Consider the following 23,401-nt stretch of genomic DNA (forward strand, 5'->3'; position numbering starts at 1 on the left):
AGGTTCGCTGCTTCGCACGGGCTTCTTGCGCGGCTTCGTTTTGCTTGTCCCCACACGAGCGCCCGCTTTCTTAGCTCGCGGGCTGACCGACTTCAGCTGAAAAACGGGCGTACTGCTGCCATTTTCCGCGTCGTCTGGACCAAAGTCGTTCGGTGCCGGCAGTGAGGCTGTCACCAATCAAACCTACCAAGCGAACCATCAAGTCCGGTACGCATGACCTACTAAAACGCCCAACGGCCAAAGTCACGAATTCGCAACAGCCAGCCAAATCTCTGCACACTCACAGGCCCCATCGCTAGCATAGGTTTGGCACGAAGGGGTGTCCTGTCGGTTAACCGACGATGAATCGCCACTTTCAGGAGAAGACTTTGACCCTTCAGACCGTAATCCTCGCCGCTGGCATGGGTTCGCGACTTGGCCGTTCGTTGCCCAAGCCCCTTACCCAGCTCAGCGATGGACGCAGCATCATGCGTCAGCAGCATGACAATATTCGAGCCGCCTTCGGTAAGACCGCAAAGATCACCGCGGTCGTCGGCTACCGCGCAGAAACGATCGTTGAAGCTTTTCCCGAGGCTGACTATGTCTACAACGACCGGTACGACCAAACCAACACTTCTAAGAGCCTGTTGCGGGCGCTTTCCAAAACAGGGCGCGGCGGAGTGCTCTGGATGAACGGTGACGTCGTGTTCGACCCGCGAGTCCTCGGGCGCGCCATCGAACTGATCGAGCGTGACCAGTCCTTCGTGACGGTGAACACCTCGAAGGTGAGTGACGAAGAAGTCAAGTACACCGTCACCGCCGCGGGGCACATCAACGAACTGTCCAAAACCGTCAAGGGCGGTATTGGCGAGGCAGTCGGCATCAACTACATCTCCAGCCGTGACAAGCGCGCATTCATGCATCACCTGACGCGCGTCGATGACCAGGACTACTTTGAGCGCGGCCTCGAGCTGGCAATAGCCGAAGACGGCATCTTGATCGAACCGCTCGATATCTCAGACTTGTACGCTGTCGAGGTCGACTTCGCCGAGGACCTCGAGCGCGCAAACCTCTTCGTCTGATCCACGCCGAGCCCTTGAGCAAATCTTCAGGGTAGACGTGGTTTGATCGGCTCGATGGCTGAGCAGGTTCACCGCATTCACTCACTGCCAGGCGATGCGCCTTGGCAGGGAGGAATTCCGCCTGTCGGCTCTCCCGAGCACCCAAGATCGATACGCATGCTCGACACCGTGCTGTCATTGCAGCGCCCGCTCGTACTCGCGCATCTTCGCAGCATCAGGCTTCGCCACCCCGACGCTACGCCAACCGAGATCGTGCGGGTGCTCGAGCGACGCTATCTCTCCGCCGTCACGAGCGGCGGCGCCGCGGTTGGAGCGACCGCGGTCGTGCCTGGAATCGGCACTGGGGTGACTCTCGCGCTGAGCGGCGTCGAGACCGTCGCTTTTCTCGAGGCGACGACACTTTTTGCCCAATCGGTCACCGAGGTGCACGGCATTCCCGTCTCAGACCCCGATCGCGCCCGGGCGCTGGTGCTCACCCTCATGCTCGGCAAAGAAGGCATCGACTTGGTCGCCCAGCTCGCGAAGCAGGCGACGGGACGAGGTCCTGGTCGTGACAAGTACTGGGGCGAGATCGTTACCAAGAGCCTGCCGCGTGCAGCAATGGGACCGCTGGTTGACAGGTTGAAGACTTCATTCATTCGACAGTTCGCCGCGCGCGGCGGTGCTTCGTGGATCGGCAAGGCGTTGCCGTTTGGGGTCGGCGCGGTGATCGGCGGTGCGGGCAACAACATTCTGGGCCGCCGCGTGCTCGTGAACTCGCGACGCGCCTTCGGCGTACCTCCTGAGATCCTCCCCGAAGAGCTCGAGCCGCGCCCTGGCGCTTTCAGAGTGGAACGGATGGCCACGGGTGGTGTTCGGCGCGCTGGGGGCGCAGTAATCGGGGGCGTCACCAAGAGCGTTGCAGCAATCGGCAACACCGCGCGACGACTTCCAGGAGTGCGACGTGCATCTATCGCAGACGGCACGACTGGTACCGGCACCCAGCAACCACCGGCGGGGTGAAGAGCGCAAGGAGATGAGCCTCAGGCGCCGAGAACAACTTCGTCGTCGCCCGCTCCTTCGTCTTCGACGTCGTCTATGCCTTCGTCGTCGTCAGCATCACCGGCGTGCCAGCGCTCCCACTGAAGCATCAGCTCTGCCACGGCATCACCGAATCGCTGCGTAGCGGCGCCCGGGGAGGTGTCGCCGAAATAGTGAGCCACCCATTGGTGCAGCTTTGCTCTGGCTTCGTCATCTGCCATCACCCGCGATGCCTGAGACACGATGTCTGCGGCGTCCTCAGCATCCAACCACTCGCACGCCGATAGATAGCCATGCGTGTCGATTGCCGCCGCAGGGTCAGCGGGTCTGGCAATCAACAACGGCTTGTCCGCAGCCAGCCTGTCGTAAACCATGGCTGAAATGTCAACAACCGCAACATCAGCCGCTGCGAGTTGCCACCCGAGCTCGGGGCCCTGGTCGAAGACATGCTGAGCCGAGGGGTCTGCGACATTGGCGGCCGCAATCGCCGCGATGATTCGCGCGTTCGCCGCTCCGTATGCAGCGTTTGCCACCCCGGATCGCGGATGAGGGCGATAGATCACGCGGTGGTTTGAACTCGCGAGTAGCGCACCGACGAGCACTTCTCCATGGGTGGCGATAGACCCGTAGTGGGCCGAAGGACGATCCCCCTCCCACGTCGGTGCGTACAGCACAACGGTGCGAGCGTCTGGCGCATATGGCAGCGCGCCCGAATAGTGATCCGCCTGGGGTCGGCCGATTGCGATCGCCCGCTTATCGAAGTCATAGTCCCAAAGAACCCGGGTGAGCCGCTCACGGGCGGCGTCGCCTGCGATGAAGGAGTAGTCGTAGGCCTTGTACTGATTGGTGGTCATGTACATCTTGTCGGACTCGCCGTGGTTGATGAATACGTGCCAACGCCGCCCATACCGGAACATCTGAAAGTTGCGAGTGTTCTGGTTCACGTACAGGACGACGCGAATGTCTTGCTCCGAGATGAACTTCTCGAGGTCGCGCACGGTCGGTACGAATGCCACGGGCGGCGCTCCAGCGTCTGCGAGCATCGCCTGCGCACCGGTAGCTGAACGGCTGAGCACCACCACCGGCCATTTCGCGGCCAAATCGGCGAGCGGTTTGTACCACTGGCGAATCTGATACATATTCACAGCGCCATCGGCGAAGTACACCGCTACGCGATAGTGCGACTGCGGATGAGCCGGTCGCGAAGCAAGCGTTCGACGCACATCAATCACCGCTGCTCGAGATGACACCGCCTGCCCGACCAGTGAAAGTGCCTTCTTGCCATCCGAGACGATACCCACCGCTCCAGCCTACCTAGCCCTGCTCGTGACATGATCGACGCGTGCATGTCGAGCAACGCGGTCGCAAAGCCCCCCCGAGACCGCCATCCGGCGCGGGGGTTACTTTTGTGATGCCGGTGCTCAACGAGCGCGATTACCTTGAGCGAGCTGTTGCGACCGTGCTTGCGCAGCGCATCGATGAGCCCTTAGAGCTCATCCTGGCCCTTGGACCTTCCACCGATGGCACAACTGAGCTGGCACATCATCTTGCGCAGCTCGACAGCCGGGTGCGCATCGTCGAAAACCCTGCGGCAGACATACCTATTGGCTTGAACCTCGCGATCACGGCAGGGCGCTACCCGACAGTCGTTCGTGTCGACGCGCACTCCGAGCTTCAAGAGGGTTACGCAATGCGTGCTCTGGCGACGCTCGACCGCGTTCGCGCTGCGAACGTCGGCGGGGTGATGCGCGCCGACGGCCGCACACCGTTTCAACGAGCGGTCGCGCGCGCGTACAACTCCCCCATCGGCTTGGGTGGTGGGGCCTACCATGGTGGTACGCAAGAGGGCGAGGCGGAATCCGCCTACCTCGGCGTGATGCGCCGGTCGGTCCTCGAAGAAGTTGGACTGTTCGACGAGACGATCCGCCGCGGCGAAGACTGGGAGCTAAATCTTCGCATTCGCCGAGCTGGCTACCGCGTGTGGTTTGATCCGAGCCTTTCGGTCACCTACTGGCCGCGCGAAAGCTGGGTGCAGCTCGCACGTCAGTTCACAGCAACTGGTCGCTGGCGAGGCGAACTCGTCCGGCGCTTCGGGCGCGGCAATTCGCTTCGCTTCTTCGCGCCGCCGCTGCTCGTGATCTCGCTTCTGGTAGCGATGATCGTAGCGGTGCTGCAGGCGACCAGCGTGATCGCCGGCTGGTGGTCTCTCGCAGCATCCATCATCTATCTGCCCGCACTCGTGTACGCCATCATGATCATCGTCGTATCCATAGGCCCCGGCGGCGGCAAAGGCTGGCGCGACAAGCTGTGGACCGCTGCGGTTCTGCCTACAATGCACCTGTCGTGGGGCTACGGTTTTCTGGTCGGGATGCTGCGCGGCGCCCACGACACTGTTGACACGTCTCGTCTCGGAACACGCAACACTCCCCTGCCGTAAGGGCTTCAGCTCAGTCGGAAACCGGTCCGATCAAGTTCTGGTCAAGCATTCGAGATACGACGCGCTCTGCGGCGTGACCGTCATCCCGCGAATTGAACTTGGCCTGCCAGCGCTCGTACTTGGAAGCGAAGGCGGCCGTATTGTTCTCAGCGATCGCCGCAATCAGCTCCGCTTGCGTGCTGACCACAGGGCCAGGCGCATGGTTGCCGAGATCGAAGTAGAAGCCTCGCAGCTCCCCTCGATAGTGCTCAATGTCTGGCACAAAGAAGTACAGCGGTTTTCCTGTTACCGAGTAGTCGAACATGACCGACGAATAGTCGGTGATGAGAGCGTCGGCGGCGAGCAGCAGCTGAGCAGTATCGGGGAACGCTGTGACGTCGATCACGCGCGAACCCTCGGCGTCTCGCCCAGGCTTCAGAGTTCGCGAGTGTCCGCGTACGAGCACGACCGAGTCTGTCGCAGCGGCCAAGGTTGCCGGATCGACGTAGTCGACGATCTCGTCGCGGTCATCACGCCACGTGGGTGCGTAGAGCAGCACATTCTCGTGTGGCTCGATGCCGAGCAGAGCACGTGTGTGCGCGCCATCTCCGGTGAGGAGGACGTCGTTGCGCGGGTGCCCTTCGACCCAGATCGGCCGGCGCAGAAAGGCATACGCCTTGCCCATGATGCGTTCGGCATAGGCGTTCTGTGCGAGCAGGACGTTCCAACGCCACGACTCGCGCAAGACGGCGATTGCGCGACGAGGATCGAAGCCGCGGCGGTGAAGCGCGAGCCGTTTGAGGGGGGTGCCATGCCAGGTCTGCAACACCGCTTGCCCGGAGCGGCGAACAAAGCGTCGACGCAGCCAGTCGTTCACCACCAGCAGTCGAGCAGATCCGCGCGCCCGCCACCATTCAGGACTGCCCTCTACCACCGGGATTGCACCCTCTGGAACGGCTACGGACAAATCCACCACGCTCCAGTAGCGTGTCAGGCCGGGGACACGGCGCACGAGCTCACGGTCGATCGCGAGTGGGTTGCAACTGGCGTTTCGCCCATAGAAGCTCTCGAAGAACACCGCGTTCTCGAAGTTCGCAGGACGTGTCGCGTAGCGCCTTTCCAGCGCATCCTGACCCTCGCCCGAATCATAGGCCGGATCGATAGGCGGCCCCACACGAAGAACGCCTGCTGAGAGTTCCGCACGCAGGGTTCCTAGCTGGGCAAGCGGCAGCGCCGAAGGCGTGTCAATCTCGGGAGACGTGCGAAAGCGATACTCCCCCGCTGGCAGCGGGAGCACGGGTCCGCCCCAGCGGGATGCGACGAGCGGCACATGTGCTGACCACGCGCCATCATTCGCGGTGATGGTTGCAGTCACCCGAGCACGTGCGCCGACGAGCTCGAGCAACTCGGGAGCGGGTCCGTCCCCGGCAAGCAGCAGCGCAACACCATCGTCGTCGGAGGTGAAACTGGCCTGAGTCATCGGGTACCTTTCGGGCTCTTGTCGGTAGCGGACGGCGTCAACCTCACGGCGGCCAGGATCGCACGGTATACCCGTTCGGTGTTGCGACCGTCATCGTATAGGTGCACTCTTTCGCTGAGTTTCTGCGCCAGCGCGACGCGTCGATCGCGCTCCGCAGCATCGCTCAAGAGCGCATCAAGCTGCGCGGCGGCTTCGACCCAGGTTGTTGCCCAGTTGTCACCCGCGACGTCACGATACCTGCCGTAGAAGCCCCGTCGACCCTCGTACTCTTCGAGGTCGGGGGCAAAGAACAACGTGGCCACCGGCACGAGCGACGCATCGTAGGCGAGCGACGAGTAATCAGTAATGAGAGCATCGAGGCCGGAGAGCAAGGGGGTGATGTCGACAACCATGTCTGCACCAAGACTTCGCACCCTGCTCGTTGAAAAGCTCGGCGTGTAGTCGCCTGCCCCCAGGGGATGAGAACGCACCAGCAGAATCGCGTCTCGCTGTTCGAGCACGGCGTGAATCCGTTGCCAGTCCTCACGGGTGGGTACGGCGGGATCGACCTCACCGTCGCGCCACGTCGGCGCGTACAGCACCAGGCGGGCCCCGCCTACCGCGCCGACGATGGACTCGATCCGAGCGATCGCGCGCTCCCGCCGTTGCGAGGGCGTACCTCGTGAGAGCACGTCAACGCGCGGCTCGCCCGTCACGGGCACCGCCGAGTCGCGCAACGAGAATGCAGATTCCAATCGCCCTCGCACGGAGTGCGATGCTGCCGGAATCAAGTCGATACGGGCCGTCGCGCGCCGATACATGAACGACAGCACAGCCTGAGCCATTGCGGCCCCCGGCAACCCACTCAGCGCGCTGGGAAGCCGCGTGGTCTCGGCCGAATCAATGCCGATCCGCTTCAGCGGAATGCCGTGCCACAGCTGCACGACGAACGCTCCAGACACCGCGTAGCGGTTCACGTCGCCAAAGCCATGGGTGACCACGACAACTCTCGCGCGAGCGGTGCGCCAGAAGCCCCTCATCGAGTGCTTGCCGACCGCGGGAATGCCCAGCGCGCGGGCTTGGGCGGCATGGGCTGCGGACCCGACGAGCCAAACGGCCTTATGGCGATCGGCTGCCGCGGCATTCCACATCTCAAGGGCGCCGTCTGCGATTCCGACTCCACATCCGAAGGCCCACTCATCGCGCGCACGGGGAATCAGTGCGGTGGCAAGTCGTCCCAACGCATACAGCGGAATGGTGAGAAGCTTTCGGGCATTCCCCGCACCGAACGAGAAGGACGCCACCCCGCGAGCCTATCGCGGAGTGGCGTCCTTCTGCGGATCAGACTGGCAGTTCTCCCAGAGTCACGGTGGCCTGCTCGGTCTGGCCATCGCGAACGTAGGTGACGGTCGCTTCGCTGCCAGCAGCAGCCGCGCGCACCTGCGCCGTGAGGTCGACCGAATCGGTGATTGGAACCCCGTTGAAGCCCGTCACCACGTCTCCGGCCTGCAGGCCGCCCGCGGCGGCCGCGCCGCCTTCGACGACCTCATCAATGTAGGCCCCGGTTATCGTGGCACCTTCGACCAGAGAAGCTGACAGCACGTTCGCACCCAAGAGGCCGTGGCTCGCTGAGCCGCTGGCGATGATCTCGCTTGATACGCGCTCGACGACGTCCGAGGGAATTGAGAAGCCCACACCGATCGATCCTGCCGTGCTCGACGAGGTTCCCGCCGAGGCGATTGCCACGTTGATGCCGATCAGGTTGCCCTCGGAGTCAACGAGCGCGCCGCCCGAGTTTCCGGGGTTGATGGCTGCGTCTGTCTGGATGACGGCGATCTTGATGGTCTCGCTCACCTGCTGCTGGGTCTCGCCCTCGCCGAAGTCAAAGAAGAATGGGCTGTCCTGCTCACCCTGCTGCTCGTCCTCGGAGTCGTCTTGGGTGCCTCCCCGACCGGTGCCGTCGGTCTCGTCTGATCCCGAGGTGTCGGGCGCGGCCGACGACGCGATCTCGATCGATCGGTTCAGCGCGCTGACGATTCCCTCGGTGACGGTGTTCGACAGGCCGAGAGGCGCTCCCACGGCGACAGTTACGTCGCCGACGTTGAGGTCAGAAGACGAGCCGAACTCGATGGGAGTGAGATCGCTGGCTCCCACGAGCTTGATCACCGCGAGGTCATAGGTCGGGTCGGTGCCAACGATCTCAGCATCAAAGACCCTGCCGTCTGAGGTCGTGACGCTGATCGTGGCGTCAGCCGTCGCGCCATCGAGGGTAACCACGTGGGTGTTAGTGACGACGTAGCCGTCTTCACTCAACACCACACCCGAACCGGTTCCGCCACCGGTCGAACTCGAAGCAGAGATGGTGACAACGCTCGGAACTACCTTCGCGGCGATCACCGTGGTCGCTGTCACGGAGTCGGTGTCATTGACGGTGACCGTCGAGGGGCCTGCGGCAGGAATGCTGCTGCTCGGCTCGAAGAGCTGGGTTCCCGCGTAGGCGGATCCCAAACCGGCGGCACCGCCGACGATGGCAGCAGCGACCAGAAGGCCCACGAGCTTGCCCGCGCCTGAGGACTTTTTCGGGGTGGTTGCGGCCGGCGCCGAGCCCGCGTTCACTGGCTGCGAAGGGCCGTCGATGGGCAACGTCGGATAGGCGTCTTGCGCTGCTGTTCCGAATGATGCGCCCGTCTGCCCGGCATACGTCGGCGGCACGGAGTGTCCCTGCGGTGGTGCGTAGCTGCGAGGCGGAGCGACCGGCGCTGGTTGGCTGGCTGCGTGAGTCGCGGCGAGCGGCGGCAGCGGAGGCGTCGGAGCCGCAGTCTGCGAAGTCGGCGCAGCCGGTGCTGCCGGCTGGGATGGAACAGCTGGCACGTCAACCGTTGGCGAGGGCGTCTTCGCCTCCGGTGACACGGTCATGTCGCGCTCGGTTGCATCAGCGGCAGGGTTCTGCTCGTCAGGGATGTCGCCCGTATTCTCGCTCATTGCTACTCCTTCTCGGTGTAAATCCACCATGCCCAGCGATTCTGTGTGTTTTCTATGTCGCGAGTGAGTCTCTGCTATGCGTAGGGAATGAGCCTGTCGAGTAGCGTAAACACGATGAACGAAATATCTGGAGCCTGGCGCCGCACCGCAGCCGGCGCTGGGCTGATTGACGCTGATGGCGCGGCCCGTGAAACCATCTTCGCTGAGATGTCAGCACTTGCGGCCGAAACGGGCGCAATCAATCTCGGTCAAGGTTTTCCTGACGAGGATCCACCCAGCGAGGTGCTGGCGGCCGCTCACTCGGCCATGGCGTCAGGCGCAAACCAATACCCGCCGGGTAGGGGCGTACCGCAGCTGCGCGAGGCGATCGCTTCGCATCAGCAACGTTTCTACGGCCTCAAGGTAGATCCTGACACCGAGGTGCTCGTCACCGCCGGGGCGACCGAGGCGCTCGCAGCGAGTCTGCTCGCTCTCATCGAGGGCGAAGACGACGAAGTAGTCGTCTTCGAGCCTTACTACGACTCGTATGCGGCAGTGGTGGCTCTCGCTGGAGCGCGTCTGGTCACGGTGCCACTGCGCTGGCCCACCTTCCAACCCGACCTTGATGAGTTGCGCAGCGCCGTCACCGCCAAGACACGCGTGATCTTGGTCAATGATCCGCACAACCCCACCGGATCGGTCTTCGACGCCGACGTCCGTGCCGAGATCGTCCGGCTCGCCGAACGGCACGACACATGGATCATCACGGACGAGGTTTACGAACACCTCATCTTCGATGCCGCGCACGTGCCACTCGCCACCGCGCACGACGCGCGCAAGCGGACGCTGAGCATCTCTTCTGCCGGTAAGACGTTCTCGGCAACGGGGTGGAAGATCGGGTGGATCTGTGGCCCCGCCGCCTTGATCGACGCGGTGATGGCGGTGAAGCAGTACCTCACTTACTCGAACGGCGCGCCGTTTCAGCCCGCGATTGCGGTGGGACTGAATCTTCCCGACTCATATTTCGCCGGCATTCAACAGTCACTTCGTCAAAAGCGCGACCTGCTCGGCGCGGGTTTGGCCGAGGCGGGGTTTGAAGTCTCGGCTCCGGCTGGCTCGTACTTTACGGTGGCGGATGCCACCGGTCTGGGCGTCATCGACGGAGCAGCATTCTGTCGCGAACTGCCAGAGCGCGCTGGTGTCGTCGCGATTCCGCTCACTGCATTCACCACCTCCGCGCGCAGCCATGAGTACCGCACACTCATTCGCTTTGCCGCTTGCAAGCGCCTGGATGTGATTGAGACCGCCACCCAACGCCTCGCGGCGGCGTTCTGACGCTCAGTCCAACGGGAGCACGGTATAGCGCCGCAGAGCGAGCGCCGGGTTCACCCGGCGCACTCGCTCGATCGCACCACGATCGAGATGGGCGACGGCCACCCCGGTCGCGATGCCCGCGGCCGCAATCTCGACGCCTTGCGGATCCACAATCATCGAGTGGCCGACTCCGAGCGGTGGCGGATGATCGGACGCCGCGATGAAGATCGTGTTCTCGATCGCGCGTGCGTGCAGCAAGGTGCGCCAGTGATGCTCTTTCAGAGGACCGCGCACCCACTCCGCAGGAACCAGCACGAGCTCGGCGCCAGCGTCTACGAGAGTGCGGGCAACTTCGGGAAACCGCAGGTCGTAGCAGGTCATCAGCGCACAGGGTATTCCCGCGACGTCGAACACCTGAGGCGTATCGATGTCACCACGTTCGATCCAGTCTGATTCCCGCTGCCCGAACGCATCGTAGAGATGCAGTTTTCGGTAAGTCGCCAACACACCCCGCTCGTTCACCGCGACCACGGTGTTGTGCACGTGCGCGTTGTCTGCGGCACTCTCCACCAGCCCGGCGGCGATAACGATCCCGTACTGCTCAGCCATGCGCACCAGCGCGGTGGTGAATGGACCGTCGATGGGTTCTGCATTCGCGGCGAGGGATTCGTCGAACGGGTCGATGAAATAGCTGGAGTACTCAGGAAAGAGCACCAGCTCGGCGCCTCGTGAGGCAGCATCCGCCACCAGGTCTGCCACTGCCGAGAGGTTTGCGCCTCGATCTGCGATGGGAGAGAACTGTGCCACGGCAACGGCAAGCGAAGGCGTCTGGCGGTTGTGGGACATAGCGACATCCTCGCGGGTGCCCCTGGGATCGGCAAGTGAGCTGCCGCTACCGGCCCCGTTTAGACGTGCTCCAGATTCCGTGATAGAGTCTCTTCTTGTGCCGCGGGGTGGAGCAGTTCGGTAGCTCGCTGGGCTCATAACCCAGAGGTCGCAGGTTCAAATCCTGTCCCCGCAACAAAAAGAAGAAGGCGTCCCGTCACGGGGCGCCTTTTTCGTTGCTCTTAGGCGGGATCGATCGCCTCGCTGAGCTCCCCCATGAACTGGCTGATGACCTGGAGTTCTTCTTGGGAGTACGGGGTGGCAACCTGCCGCATCAGCCGCAGATACTCCCCGAAATGCGCGAAGAACTCCTGGCGAGAGCGGTCAGTCAGTTCGACCACGCGCGAGCGTCGATCGCTCGGATGCGGTTGGCGGGTAACGTACCCGGATGCCACAAGTCGATCGAGAAGCTTCGTCGTCGACGCCGAAGAGATTCGCAAGTGTTCGGCGATGTCGTGAGGGCTGACCGCCTGTTCGCGCTGCTCGCGGATGATCAGCATGCGAAGGGTCGCAAGGTCGGTGATATTCATGCCCATGTCGCCCTTCATGCCGCCATGCATGCGGTCCATGGCATCGCTGAGCGCCCTAATGGCGTGTAGCGTGCGCATCACGACCATGTCGTGATCAGACGCAGGCATCCAGCGTTCGGCCATGTGGACAGGTCACCCAATTCCCTTGTACGATCAAGTTCACTAGATAAACTAGCAAAATACCGTGGAGGACGGAATGACCGAAGTTGATCACGTTGTACTCCTCGACGCAGAGGGGCGACAGATCGGCACCGCGCTCAAGAGCAGCGTTCACGGCACCGACACAGCCTTGCATCTCGCGTTCTCCTGTCACGTCCTGAACGACAAGGGGCAGCTGCTCGTCACCCGGCGAGCACTCGGAAAGAAGGCCTGGCCGGGAGTATGGACGAACTCCTTTTGCGGGCACCCTCGACCGGCAGAGCCGGTGCTCTCCGGCGTTCACAGACACGCGGAGAACGAACTCGGCCTCGAACTGACCGACGTGCAGCTTGCTCTCCCTCTGTTTCAGTACCGGGCAACGGATGCGAATGGCATCGTCGAGAACGAGTTGTGTCCTGTCTACACCGCTCGCGCGACGAACGAGCCCACGCCAAACCCCAATGAAGTGCTAGAGATGCGCTGGGTTGCCCCGGAAGATCTGGCCTCTTCGCTGGCGTCAACTCCGTGGGCGTTTAGTCCCTGGCTCGTTCTGCAGGCACAGCAATTGCATTTGTTCGGAAACGGACCAGCGTCGGATCTCGCCCGAGCATCATGAACGCCCTTCCGCGTGATGCCAGCGTAGACGCGGCCATCGATGAATCGATATCGCGGATACTGATTCGAACTGCATCCCTCGGGCCCGCATTCGCGCTGCTTGGCGGCGCTCTTTCTCGTGCGGCGTCAGGTGGCAAGCGGCTTCGGCCCGCACTGGTCGCTGCCACGTACCGAGCCTTCAGCAGACAGTCAGATCTATCGCCCGCTGTGCGCGCGGCCGCAGCCGCTTTCGAATTGCTGCACACGGCGTTCGTCGTACACGACGATGTGATCGATCACGATATCGAGCGACGTGGCACACCGAATGTGAGTGGTGAGTTCCGAGCGCGCGGCGAGGCACTGGGGGCTGACAGCGCCGGAGCTGCCACGCTCGGAGATGCGGCGGCCATCCTCGCGGGCGACCTGCTTCTGCACGAGGCGACGCGATTGATCGCCTTCAGCGACACCAGCGTAGAAAACCGCGAGTCGCTGTTCGCGCTCCTCGACGATGCCATTTACATATCTGCTGCAGGCGAGCTCGCCGACGTCGAAAACAGCGTGAGTGATCGCTTAGACGATCCCGACGCCGTACTCACGGCCACATTCAACAAGACCGCGGTGTATACCTTCAGCGCGCCATTGCGTGCCGGTGCGCTGCTGGCGGGGGCGTCATCCGAAGCCCTCGAGGTGCTCGACGCGGCTGGTGGTCGGCTAGGTCTCGCATTCCAACTGGTTGACGACCTCATCGGAGCGTTCGGCACCGCCGCCCAAGCTGGCCGAGAAGCAGGTAGCGACCTCAGAGAAGCCAAGCGCACCCCGCTGGTGGCGCTCGCGCGTGAAAGTACGTCATGGCCACGCGTAGACGAAGCGCTGAGCCAGGCCTACACCGGGCCTGTCGCGGTGAGAGCTGCGCAGGTTGCGTTGGAAGCGAGCGGCGCACGAGAAGATGTCAGCGCCTTGCTCAACGACGCGCTGCGCGCGGCGCGCAAGCTCTCGCAGCATCCTGCGTTGAATAATGAGACAGGCGCTCTGATCCGCCAGCTCGCAGACGATATTGCAAGGCGTACCCCGTGAATGATTCGATCGCCGCCGCTCACGACGGTCTTGAGCTCTACAACCATGTCGCCGAATCCGCTTCGGCAACGGTCATCTCTCAGTACTCGACGTCGTTTGCTCTCGCCTGTCGCTTGCTGGGTCCGAGGGCGCGCCACCACGTGAGAAACATCTATGCGCTCGTTCGAGTCGCCGACGAAGTCGTAGATGGGCCCTGCGCTGCCGCCGGGGTGCCAAGCGACACGATTCGGGTGATCTTGGACGAGCTCGAGGCCGACACACTGCGAGCGGTCGAGCACGGTTTCAGCGCGAATCTTGTCGTGCACGCTTTCGCTGCCACCGCACGCGAGTGCGGGATCGGCGCAAACCTGATCACCCCGTTCTTCGCGTCGATGCGCACTGACCTCGACGTCTCAACGCACGATGCCGCATCCCACGACGACTATGTCTACGGTTCTGCGGAAGTGGTCGGGTTGATGTGCTTGCAGGTCTTCACCAACGCTGGCAAGTCTCACCCCTCTCCCCCAGCGCCACACCTTGTCGACGGTGCGCGCCGCCTGGGAGCAGCATTTCAAGACGTCAACTTCTTGCGGGATCTCGAACATGACTCAGCCGACCTCGGGCGCGACTACTTGGGCGTCGATGCGCGCACAGTCAGCCGCACGGCAGTTCTTGATCGCATCGACGATGATCTCAGGGCCGCGGCTGCGACGATTCCGCAGCTTCCGAGGGATTGCCGGCGTGCCGTGACGGCTGCCCACGACTTGTTCGCCGAGCTTTCGGCTCGGCTGCGTGCCAACGACGGCGCCGACGCACGAGTAAGAGTGCCCAACCCAGTCAAGGCGGCACTGGCCGGCCGCGCGTGGCTCGGCATGCCCCCAAAGGAGGTTCGCTCATGAGCAACGAACGAATTCGCACGCCGCGCACGGCTGTGGTCATCGGTGGGGGCATCTCGGGTCTGGCAACAGCCGCCCTGCTCGCCGCAGAGGGGCTGTCTGTGCGACTCGTCGAAGCTCTCGACGACGTCGGTGGACGAGCCGGTTCATGGGACAGCGATGGCTTTCGGTTCGACACCGGCCCTAGCTGGTATCTGATGCCTGAGGTCTTCGAGCATTTCTTCACACTGCTCGGCACCAGCGCAGCTGCCGAACTGGACTTGATCCCGCTTGATCCTGCCTACCGCGTGTACTCCGACCCTGCAACCGAGCTCAAGCCGCTCGATGTGCGCTCGGGCAGAGAGGCTGCCACAGCGCTGTTCGAGAGCGTTGAGCCGGGCGCTGGTGACCTCCTGAACACGTACCTCGACTCGGCGCAAGATGCCTACCAGCTCTCTGTGTCGCAATTCTTGTATGACACGTACGAAGGCACCGCCGGTCTGCGCGATCCTGTGATCCTGCGGCGGCTGCCACAGCTGACGGGGTTGCTGACTCGCTCACTGGCATCACGCGTCGAGCGAGACTTCCATGACCCACGCCTGCGACAGATTCTTGAGTATCCAGCCGTTTTTCTTGGCGGCTCGCCGTACGATCTGCCGAGTCTTTATCACCTGATGAGCCACCTCGATCTCAATGAGGGTGTGCTATACCCGCGCGGCGGTTTCATCGAGGTCATCCGCGCCATCGAACGGCTCGCGTGCGCACAGGGAGTGGAAATCCAGACCGGCTCGCGGGTTGCGCGCATCGCAACCGCTGGGGGTCGCGCAACCGGAGTCGTGCTTGAGAACGGCACCACCATCGCGGCTGATCTGGTGGTGTCAACAGCAGACCTGCATCACTCTGAAACCGAGCTGCTGCCGCCCCACCAGCAGACCTACCCTGAAAAGTGGTGGGCGAAGAAGACTCCGAGCCCGGGAGCACTCTTGCTCATGCTCGGCGTCGAGGGTGAGCTGCCAGAGCTGGCACACCACACGCTTCTCTTCGCAGACGCGTGGCGCAGCAATTTCGACGACATCTTTGGTGCGAACGCCAAAATCCCTGACCCCGCGTCGCTTTACATCTGCAAGCCGAGCGCAACCGACGAAGGCGTAGCTCCTGCTGGCCATGAGAATCTCTTCGTGCTCGTTCCGATCCCCGCTGATCCCGAGATCGGCCACGGCGGTGTCGACGGCGAGGGAGATCCACGCGTGGAAGCTGCCGGTGATGCCGTGATCGACCAAATCAGCGAGTGGTGCAATATCCCGGATCTGAAGGACCGGGTGGTGCTGCGACGCACGGTTGCCCCCGGAGACTTTGCCTCGAACTTGAATTCGTGGCGGGGCAACTCGCTGGGGCTGGCTCACACTCTCGGACAGAGCGCGATCTTCCGACCTCGAAACGCCTCGCGCAAGCTTCAAGGACTCAGCTTCGCCGGCGGATCAGCTCTTCCCGGTATTGGACTGCCCATGTGTCTGATCTCTGCCGAACTCGTCGTCAAGCGACTGCGCGGTGACCGCACCGCTGGTCCCGTTGCCGAGCCCACCCGGGTCTAGCAATGCCTGGACTGTACCTGGCGGCCATCCTCATATCAGCGACGGGCATCGCCATCTTGGACGCGAGGTTTCGCCTGGCGCTGTGGCGTGACGCGGTCGCAACGCTCGCTGCGGTTGCGGTCGGTGTCGCGTTCTTTCTCAGCTGGGATGCGGTGGGTATCGTGACTGGGGTGTTTGTAAAGGGCGACAGCCCCCTGTTCCTAGGTCTCGATCTCGCCCCGCACCTTCCGCTCGAAGAGGTCTTCTTTCTTACATTCTTGAGTTACCTCAGCCTCGTGGTGTGGTCCGCCGCGATGCGCTTGCTCGACCGCCCCGAAGCTCGCGGCCCGCAAGTCCGGCAAGGCCGACAAGGCCGACAAGGCCGACAAGGCCGACAAGGCCGACAAGGCGGAGCGAAGACCCCGTGACCTACCCGCTGATCATCGTGCCGTTCGCTGTGATTACGATCATGGTGACGCTATTGAGCGCGATCAGGCCGAACTTTCGCAAGCGCATGCTCGCTTCGGCTGTGGCGGCTGCGTTCATATGTGTGCTCACTGCGATCTTCGACAATCTCATGATCGCCTCCGACCTGGTGGTTTATCCCGCCCAACACTTGAGTGGGATTTTCATAGGCCTGGCACCCATCGAAGACTTCTCATACTCTGTGTGCGCCGCGTTTCTCGTGCCAGCTGTATTTGTGCTGCTGCGGCGATCCCCTGCCGAAAGGATGCCGGAATGACAGCGCCCGTACGCATGAGCACCGCCACCGTCATCAACCAGCTCTTTGTGTCATCTCGACCGGTGAGTTGGATAAACACCGCGTATCCCTTCGCGGCCGCGTACCTTCTCACGACGCGCGAGATCGATCTCACGTTTATTGTTGGAACCCTGTTCTTTCTCGTGCCCTACAACCTCGCGATGTACGGCATCAACGATGTCTTCGACTACGAATCCGATTTGCGCAACCCGCGCAAGGGCGGAGCGCACGGCGCCGTGCTCGATACTCGGATGCACAGCATCACACTGTGGACAGCGGGACTGCTGTGTGCACCCTTCCTGATCTACCTGGTCTGGGCGGGCTCCCCTGCCTCTTGGCTGGTACTGGCCGCCAGCATGTTCTTCGTCGTGTTCTACAGCGCGCCACCGCTGCGGTTGAAGGAGCGGCCGTTCGCCGATTCCGTGACCAGCAGCATCCATTTCTTCTCACCGGCCGTCTATGCCCTCGTGCTGACGGGTGCGACATGGACATGGCAGCTGACGGTGATCATCGCCGCGTTCGGGTTGTGGGGCGTGGCCTCGCACGCTTTCGGTGCAGTACAAGACGTGATGGCCGACCGCGAAGCCGATATCGCATCGATCGCCACGGCACGCGGCGCACGGTGGACGGTGCGGTTCGCGCTCGCATGCTACGCCGGCGCGGGGATCCTGATGCTGGCCACCTCGTGGCCCGGACCACTCGCAGCACTGGTCGCCTTGCCCTACCTGGCTGCGGTGTGGCCGTATCGCGACATCACCGACGCCACCGCACATTCCGCCACACGTGGGTGGGGTCGGTTCTTGTGGATCAATCAGTTTGCCGGGTTCATCGTCACGCTGTTGCTGATCTGGTATTGGATGCTGACCGCCTAGGCACATAAACAGAACGGCCCGGTTCTTTCGAACCGGGCCGTTCTCTGGTGTCAGTTACTGCTGCACACCCAGTCGAATGAGGTCTTCGACAGCTGCCGAGAGGCGCTCATCGGCCTCCGCGAATGCGGTGAGATCGCCAGCTGACAGCGCTGCGTCTCGATCAAGCATTGCCTGCTGAGCGTCATCGAGCGCTGCCTGATATTCGTCAGTCAGGACTACGCCACCTGAAGAATCGTCGGGTTCAGCCGTGTCAGGCTCCGGATCAACTTCACTGCCATCGACGTCAGGCTCGGGCTGCACATCACCGTCACCCGCGTCGGCGCCCGAATCGCCACCGAAGAGCGCGTCGAGACCCTCGCTGAGGGTGTTCTCGAACGCGATGTCGGTGCCGAACGAGACCAGCACCTTCTGAAGAGTCGGAAGCTTGGTCGCACCCGACGACTGAACGAATACTGGCTGCACATAGAGCAGACCGCCACCCACCGGAAGCGTGAGCAGGTTCCCGTTCAGCACGTCAGACTGGCCCTGCTTGAGCAGGTTGATCTGTGACGAGACGAACGGGTCAGCGTCGAATGTGTTCTGAACCTGACCCGGGCCGGGAACCGTGGTGTCAGCATCGATGACCAGCATTCGCAGCTTTCCGTAGTCATCGCCCTTCTCACCTGCCACCGCGCCCGCGTTTGAGTCAACCGCGAGGTAGCCCATGAGCACGTTGCGCGCATCGCCGCTCGTGGTCGCCGGGATGAACGACGTGAACATCGAGTACGTCGGCTCCTCCTGACCAGGCATTTGCATCGTCAGGTAGTACGGCGGCTGCAGCTGCGTGTCGACCTGTGGGTCGTTGGGCGTCTCCCACCGGTTGTCGCTCTGATAGAACGAACGCGCGTCATCAACGTGATAGGTGCCAAGCACGCTGCGCTGAACCTTGAAGAGGTCTGTGGGGTAGCGAACGTGGCTGATCAGATCAGCAGACATCTCACTGATGGGCTCGATCGTGGTCGGGTAGACGTTCTGCCAAGTCTGAAGAACTGGATCTTCGTCGTCCCACGCATACAGCGTCACCGAGCCGTCATACGCATCAACGGTCGCCTTCACCGAGTTGCGGATGTAGTTGATGTCGTCCAAGGCGAAGCTCGGCGACGGGTTCGATGAATCCGAGATCGCGGCGGCCAAGCTCACCGTTGACGAATACGGGTAGTTCGCACTGAGGGTGTAGCCGTCGACGATCCATACGATACGACCATCCACCACGCTGGGATAGGGGTCATTATCGAGCGTCAGGTACGGCGCAACCTTCTGCACGCGCAGGCTCGGGTCGCGGTCATAGAGAATCTGTGAGTCTTCGTTCACCGAGTCTGAGAACAGAATCTGCTCGGCCTGGAACTTCAGTGCGTAGATGAGTCGGTTGAAGACTCCCCCAAGGCTCGGGCCGCCATCACCCTCAAACGTGGTCTTGGTCTCGCCGGCACCATCTTCACCGGACGGATAGTCGAGCTCCGCGGGCTCGGATCCCTCTGGCGCACCGACGATCGAGTACTCGGGCGAGTACTCGCCGAAGTACACGCGCGGCTGGAAGTCTTCAGAATCTGACAAGAAGCCCTGCGCTGGGATACCGCGCTCGAGGAACACGGGGTCTCCCTCGGTCGTACGGTCGTTGCCTTTCGCCGCAACCAGGCCGTAGCCGTGGGTGTAAACCGTGGCCGAGTTGAGCCAGTCAGCGGCGGTTCCAAGCTGCTCGAGGTTCAACTCGCGTACCGACACGACGGTGTCTTGCGACTGACCATCGATCTCGTAGCGGTCCACATCGAGCGGGTCCTGGAACTGGTAGTAGGAACGGTACTGCTCGAGCTGGCGCACGGTCGGCGAGATGATTGCCGGGTCCATGATGCGGATCTGCGCCGTCGTTGCGGCGTCTTCACGCAGCTGGCCCGCGGCAGCATCCGTCTCAGCTTGGAAGTCGGCCTTTTCTAGCCCATCCACGCCGTACGCTTCCTGCGTCATGTCGACGTTGCGCTGGTAGTACTCCTGCTCAAGCGTGAATCGGTTCGGCTGCACCTGGAAGGTGTTGACCACCCAGGGGTAGCCGAGGCCGATCACGAGCGAAGCGACAACGAGCAGCGCTGTCGCCACGAGCGGATAGCGCCAGCGTCCGATCACGGCGGTCACAAAGAAGAGAATGGCAACGATGATCGCGATGACCGCGAGAATCTCTTGACCGGGGATGATCGCATTGACGCCGGTATAGCCCGGACCGGTGATGCGGTCGCCAGGTTCGGTGAGCGTCTTGTAGCGGTCAAGCCAGAGGCTGACAGCCTGCACCAGCAGGTAGAGACCCGCGATGATGGCCAGCTGAATACGCGCAGCCTTCGAAATGCGCAGTTCGCGCTGCCCGACTCGTACCGAGCCATAGAGGTAAGCGACGAGCACCGTGACAAGCAGGGAGATCATCAGCACAGCGGAGATGAACGCGACAAGCGCCGAGTAGAACGGCAGGGCGAACAGGTAGAAACCCGTGTCGAGGTTGAATTGCGGATCGGTTGTCGTCGTCGCGACACCGTTGAGCCAAAGCCAGGTGGTTTCCCACTGGGCAGAGGCTGCGAAGCCGGCGAAGAACCCGAAGAACACCGGAATGCCCCACATGCCCAGGCGGCGCAGCGGTTCGACGACCTCTTGATAGCGGTCGAGTTGTGAGCTCAGTCGGGCGTATACCGGCCGCAGGCGATAGGCAAGCTGGATCGCCAGCCACACGGGCACAGCCATGCCGACGAAGCCGATGACGAACATCATCGATCGCGCGATCCACTGGGTGATGAGAACGGAGTCGAAACCAAGCTGGTCGTACCAGAGCCACTCGGCGTAGAAGTTGGCGAACGTAAAGAACGCCACCACTAGTCCGGAGAGGATCGCAAGGGAAATACCGACTACACGTCGAGAGCGGGAAGGTGTGGCCGGTGCCGGCGCTGAGGTCGTGGTCACTATGCCATCCTAAGCATTCATCGGTAACGGGAAGGTCGCGGTCACCTGGACAACGGCCGTGACTCTCGTCACTCGCACGTGGGCAGCGCTGCGTCGTCGCCTCCGCTGGTGACCGTCTCGAGCGCTGTCAGCGCGTCGTCTAGCGTCTCCACCGAAAACACCTGCAGTCCGTCGGGCACATGGTCAACCACTTCATCGCAGTTGTCGATGGGTGCCAGAAAGTAAGACGCCCCGGCATCGAGAGCGCCCCAGAGCTTCTGGCGGATACCGCCGATGGGTCCCACCTCGCCCGCTGCCGTAATCGTGCCTGTTCCCGCCACGATCTCGCCACCGGTGAGCTCTTCGGAGCTCAGCACATCGATGATGCCGAGCGCGAACATCATTCCCGCACTCGGTCCGCCGACGTTGTTGAGTTGGATCGTCACGTCGATCGGAAAGTCGTAGGCCGTGGTGAGAGTGACGCCGATCAGCCAGGTCGACTCGCCATCGATCTCGGTCTCCTTCGGCGTGATCTCGACACTCTGCTGCTCGCCGTCCCGCTCGATCAGAAGGCTCACCGCAGCGCCCTCGGCTGCGTTGATGACCGCCCGCAGCGATGTGGCATCGGTCACCACGGTGCCATCGCCCTCGAGAATGACGTCGCCGACCTCAAGCACACCTTCGGCCGCTGATCCGTCGACGAACGAGTGCACAGTCAGTGCAGCGCCGACGTCGAAACCGAGCTCGCTGAGCGCAGCCGCCGTCGCTTCCTGCTGCGAATCGACCATCATCGCGGCACTCTCTTCGTTGCGCTCCTCGGTGGTGGTGCCCTCGGGAAAGACACTGTCGATGGGCAATACCGCTTTGGTCTCGTCCGCCCACGCGAAGGCAAGCTCCACCCACGACGGTGTGCGCTCCCGATTTCCGACCACTTGCACAGTGAGCAGATCGAGCGCGCCGTCCGTCGGATAGGTGTCGGCCCCCTCGACAGAGATCAAGGGAACTTCCTCGCCGTCCGCGGAAGTCGCTGTTCCCAGAGTGTTGTACACCGGCCCCGGGCGCTGGATCACATACGAGGTGGGAAGAAAAGTGATGATCAAGAGCACGACCAGCGCAATCGCCAATGCCCAGATACCGGCTTGGGTTGCCCGCGACACGCGTCGCCGTGGCAAGACTATTGGCGTATCGTCCTCGTGGAACAGGGTCACTGCGGACCTCTCTCATGCTGGGAGTTCGCGATCGGCGTAAGGAGATCGCGCTCTCAGCCGGGTAGTGCGATGGATGCTGCGACTAGCGTAGGACCTGACGAGATCGACCAGCTGAAAGGCGACTGAAGTGGCACAGGACGATCAGAACCCAGAAGACGAATTTCAAGAGCTCATGCGGCAGCTTCTGGGCGGTGAAGGCGGTGGTCTGAGCGCCGAGCAACTCGAGCAGCTTTCCCAGATCACCGGTCAAAACGTTGACCCTGCCATGATGCAGAACATCATGGGGCACCTCAAGAGCGCTTTCGCCAGCAGCGGCGAGATCGACTGGGAGCAGACACGCCGAGGTGCGCTTCATATTGCCAATCAAGACGGACTGGCCATCACCACGGGTCAGCGCGGCAACCTCGATCAGGCGTACGCCCTCGCCACGCTCTGGTTGAGCGAAGCGACGGCCATCTCGCAACTGGCCGCGCCGCCGCGAGCGATCACACGCGGCGAGTGGGTTGAAGCCACGCTTCCGGTGTGGCAAGAGCTCGCCGAACCGATGGCGACGAGCATTGCCGATGCACTGACGACCGCGCTCAGCGATCAGGCTCCCGACGACATGCAGAACCTCGTGCAGGGAGCAGGCAAGCTCATGCGCGGTGTGGGTGGCGCGCTGTTCGCTGGTCAGCTCGGCCAGGTTGTCGGCAACCTGTCGAAGGAGGTTCTCAGCGGAGGTGACGTCGGGATTCCACTGATGCCCGATGGCGATTCCGCCGTACTCCCCCAGAATTTCGCTGATTTGGGCGCCTCGCTGGAGATTCCCGATGACCAGGTGGCGCTGTATATCGCGACACGCGAACTGGCGCACGCCCGGCTCTTCCGGCACGCACGGTGGTTGCGTCTGCACGTTATTTCGCAGGTCACCGAGTACGCACACGGCGTGCGAGTCGACACCGACGCTCTCGAAGACCTCGCGAGCCGGTTCGACCCCTCTGAGCCTGAAGAGCTGCGCAGCGCGCTCGAAAGTGGCGCGCTGCTGCCCCCTCGCTCCGAGACTCAGAACGCAGCGTTGGCCCGCCTGGAGAACCTCCTGGCCACCATTGAGGGCTGGGTCGATGTCGTGACAGCCGACGCTACGGCCCGACTGCCTGCCGCCGACAAGATTGCCGAAGCGGTGCGGCGACGTCGCGCAGTCGGTGGCCCCGCTGAACGTGCCCTCAACTCACTGGTTGGTCTTGAGCTGCGCCCACGCCGCATGCGCGAAGCAGCAGCCATGTGGCGCACCCTCACCTCCGCCGTTGGTGCCGCGGGGCGCGACTCTTTGTGGGACTACCCCGACTTGATGCCCACCTCTGCCGACATCGACGACCCCGCGGGCTTGGTCGCGCGACTTGAGGCGACCGCTCGAGGGGATGAGCCGGCGACGGACGACATCGATGATGCCTTCGCCCGTTTGCTCGCCGGCGACATGCCATCTGCGGCGACGGGCGGCGAAACGCCCGACGGCGGTGCTGATCCTGACGATGAGCCAGGTAGCCCAGACGACCACCGTCCGGTGTAGCGCCCTCCTCCCCAGGTTTCTGTTTCTCGCGGATCCGTCCCCAGGGCTCCCGTTCCGTCCTACAGGCTGGCTTCGAACGACACAATCGGCACATGCTGATGATCGACCCCGCGTACCCACCGCTGTGGCGCGATGAAACCACGCTGCAGTTCGGATTGCCGGCCGTCGTGACGGTTCGTGATC

Annotated in this window: 20 protein-coding genes and 1 tRNA gene; 13 read left to right on the forward strand and 8 right to left on the reverse strand. The window is 62.8% G+C overall.

The features are described 5' to 3' along the window. The first annotated feature begins 368 nt into the window (after positions 1-368). Together WDU96_RS09325 and WDU96_RS09330 are read left to right on the forward strand one after the other, a co-directional pair. Complete coding sequence (locus tag WDU96_RS09325; protein WP_337338208.1) at positions 369-1,061, forward strand: phosphocholine cytidylyltransferase family protein; 693 nt, start codon at positions 369-371, stop codon at positions 1,059-1,061. Positions 1,062-1,115: 54 nt separating this feature from the next. Then, positions 1,116-2,063, forward strand: coding sequence for a globin family protein (locus WDU96_RS09330; RefSeq protein WP_337338209.1), 948 nt, complete (start codon positions 1,116-1,118; stop codon positions 2,061-2,063). A 20-nt stretch (positions 2,064-2,083) separates the two neighbouring features. On the opposite strand, the gene WDU96_RS09335 is transcribed toward WDU96_RS09330, so the two are convergent. Continuing rightward, positions 2,084-3,382: a CDP-glycerol glycerophosphotransferase family protein gene (locus WDU96_RS09335; protein ID WP_337338210.1), complete on the reverse strand. Its 1,299-nt coding sequence runs from the start codon at positions 3,380-3,382 to the stop codon at positions 2,084-2,086. A gap of 110 nt (positions 3,383-3,492) precedes the next feature. On the opposite strand from WDU96_RS09335, the gene WDU96_RS09340 reads away from it, so the two are divergent. Next, entirely contained in the window at positions 3,493-4,518 is a 1,026-nt protein-coding gene (locus tag WDU96_RS09340; RefSeq protein WP_337338211.1) for a glycosyltransferase, read from the forward strand. 10 nt (positions 4,519-4,528) lie between these two features. Here the strand turns inward: WDU96_RS09340 and WDU96_RS09345 are convergent, their stop codons facing one another. From WDU96_RS09345 to WDU96_RS09355, 3 genes are read right to left on the reverse strand one after another with little or no spacing between them, the layout of a single operon-like run. After that, complete coding sequence (locus tag WDU96_RS09345; RefSeq protein WP_337338212.1) at positions 4,529-5,977, reverse strand: CDP-glycerol glycerophosphotransferase family protein; 1,449 nt, start codon at positions 5,975-5,977, stop codon at positions 4,529-4,531. After that, positions 5,974-7,260, reverse strand: a complete 1,287-nt coding sequence (locus tag WDU96_RS09350) for a CDP-glycerol glycerophosphotransferase family protein (RefSeq protein ID WP_337338213.1) — start codon at positions 7,258-7,260, stop codon at positions 5,974-5,976. Before WDU96_RS09350 ends, WDU96_RS09345 begins: the two co-directional genes overlap by 4 nt. 37 nt (positions 7,261-7,297) lie before the next feature. Next, the gene (locus WDU96_RS09355) at positions 7,298-8,938 is read right to left on the reverse strand and encodes a S1C family serine protease (RefSeq protein ID WP_337338214.1); all 1,641 of its coding nucleotides are present in this window, start codon (positions 8,936-8,938) and stop codon (positions 7,298-7,300) included. Between the two features lie 114 nt (positions 8,939-9,052). Here WDU96_RS09355 and WDU96_RS09360 point away from each other — a divergent pair, with 114 nt between their 5' ends. Further along, complete coding sequence (locus WDU96_RS09360) at positions 9,053-10,252, forward strand: aminotransferase class I/II-fold pyridoxal phosphate-dependent enzyme (RefSeq protein WP_337338215.1); 1,200 nt, start codon at positions 9,053-9,055, stop codon at positions 10,250-10,252. 3 nt (positions 10,253-10,255) lie between these two features. On the opposite strand, the gene WDU96_RS09365 is transcribed toward WDU96_RS09360, so the two are convergent. Next, positions 10,256-11,077, reverse strand: a complete 822-nt coding sequence (locus WDU96_RS09365; protein ID WP_337338216.1) for a carbon-nitrogen hydrolase family protein — start codon at positions 11,075-11,077, stop codon at positions 10,256-10,258. Positions 11,078-11,178: 101 nt separating this feature from the next. Here WDU96_RS09365 and WDU96_RS09370 point away from each other — a divergent pair. Further along, a tRNA-Met gene (locus WDU96_RS09370) sits at positions 11,179-11,252 on the forward strand. 46 nt (positions 11,253-11,298) lie between these two features. On the opposite strand, the gene WDU96_RS09375 is transcribed toward WDU96_RS09370, so the two are convergent. Next, complete coding sequence (locus WDU96_RS09375; protein WP_337338217.1) at positions 11,299-11,769, reverse strand: MarR family winged helix-turn-helix transcriptional regulator; 471 nt, start codon at positions 11,767-11,769, stop codon at positions 11,299-11,301. A gap of 73 nt (positions 11,770-11,842) precedes the next feature. Between WDU96_RS09375 and idi the strand changes: the two genes are divergently transcribed. The 7 genes from idi to WDU96_RS09410 are packed head-to-tail and all read left to right on the forward strand — an operon-like array spanning position 11,843 to position 17,509. Next, the gene (idi, locus tag WDU96_RS09380) at positions 11,843-12,400 is read left to right on the forward strand and encodes an isopentenyl-diphosphate Delta-isomerase (RefSeq protein WP_337338218.1); all 558 of its coding nucleotides are present in this window, start codon (positions 11,843-11,845) and stop codon (positions 12,398-12,400) included. Beyond that, a complete protein-coding gene (locus WDU96_RS09385; protein WP_337338219.1) occupies positions 12,397-13,452 on the forward strand; it encodes a polyprenyl synthetase family protein in 1,056 nt (351 codons plus the stop codon). The genes idi and WDU96_RS09385 overlap by 4 nt, the downstream gene beginning before the upstream one ends. Further along, positions 13,449-14,330: a phytoene/squalene synthase family protein gene (locus tag WDU96_RS09390; protein WP_337338220.1), complete on the forward strand. Its 882-nt coding sequence runs from the start codon at positions 13,449-13,451 to the stop codon at positions 14,328-14,330. The genes WDU96_RS09385 and WDU96_RS09390 overlap by 4 nt, the downstream gene beginning before the upstream one ends. After that, on the forward strand, positions 14,327-15,898 hold the full coding sequence (gene crtI / locus WDU96_RS09395; RefSeq protein ID WP_337338221.1) for a phytoene desaturase family protein: 1,572 nt from the start codon (positions 14,327-14,329) through the stop codon (positions 15,896-15,898). The genes WDU96_RS09390 and crtI overlap by 4 nt, the downstream gene beginning before the upstream one ends. A 2-nt stretch (positions 15,899-15,900) precedes the next feature. Continuing rightward, the gene (locus WDU96_RS09400; RefSeq protein ID WP_337338222.1) at positions 15,901-16,305 is read left to right on the forward strand and encodes a lycopene cyclase domain-containing protein; all 405 of its coding nucleotides are present in this window, start codon (positions 15,901-15,903) and stop codon (positions 16,303-16,305) included. Beyond that, positions 16,302-16,619, forward strand: coding sequence for a lycopene cyclase domain-containing protein (locus tag WDU96_RS09405; protein ID WP_337338223.1), 318 nt, complete (start codon positions 16,302-16,304; stop codon positions 16,617-16,619). Before WDU96_RS09400 ends, WDU96_RS09405 begins: the two co-directional genes overlap by 4 nt. Then, a complete protein-coding gene (locus tag WDU96_RS09410; protein ID WP_337338224.1) occupies positions 16,616-17,509 on the forward strand; it encodes a prenyltransferase in 894 nt (297 codons plus the stop codon). The genes WDU96_RS09405 and WDU96_RS09410 overlap by 4 nt, the downstream gene beginning before the upstream one ends. 54 nt (positions 17,510-17,563) lie before the next feature. Here the strand turns inward: WDU96_RS09410 and WDU96_RS09415 are convergent, their stop codons facing one another. Together WDU96_RS09415 and WDU96_RS09420 are read right to left on the reverse strand one after the other, a co-directional pair. Then, positions 17,564-20,485, reverse strand: coding sequence for a UPF0182 family membrane protein (locus WDU96_RS09415; RefSeq protein WP_337338225.1), 2,922 nt, complete (start codon positions 20,483-20,485; stop codon positions 17,564-17,566). Positions 20,486-20,553: 68 nt separating this feature from the next. Further along, entirely contained in the window at positions 20,554-21,672 is a 1,119-nt protein-coding gene (locus WDU96_RS09420) for a YlbL family protein (RefSeq protein ID WP_396668100.1), read from the reverse strand. 172 nt (positions 21,673-21,844) lie between these two features. On the opposite strand from WDU96_RS09420, the gene WDU96_RS09425 reads away from it, so the two are divergent. Next, positions 21,845-23,218, forward strand: a complete 1,374-nt coding sequence (locus WDU96_RS09425) for a zinc-dependent metalloprotease (RefSeq protein WP_337338429.1) — start codon at positions 21,845-21,847, stop codon at positions 23,216-23,218. Positions 23,219-23,401: the final 183 nt, after the last annotated feature.

The organism is Microbacterium marmarense (assembly GCF_037204165.1).
GTDB classification, from domain to species: Bacteria; Actinomycetota; Actinomycetes; order Actinomycetales; family Microbacteriaceae; genus Microbacterium; species Microbacterium marmarense.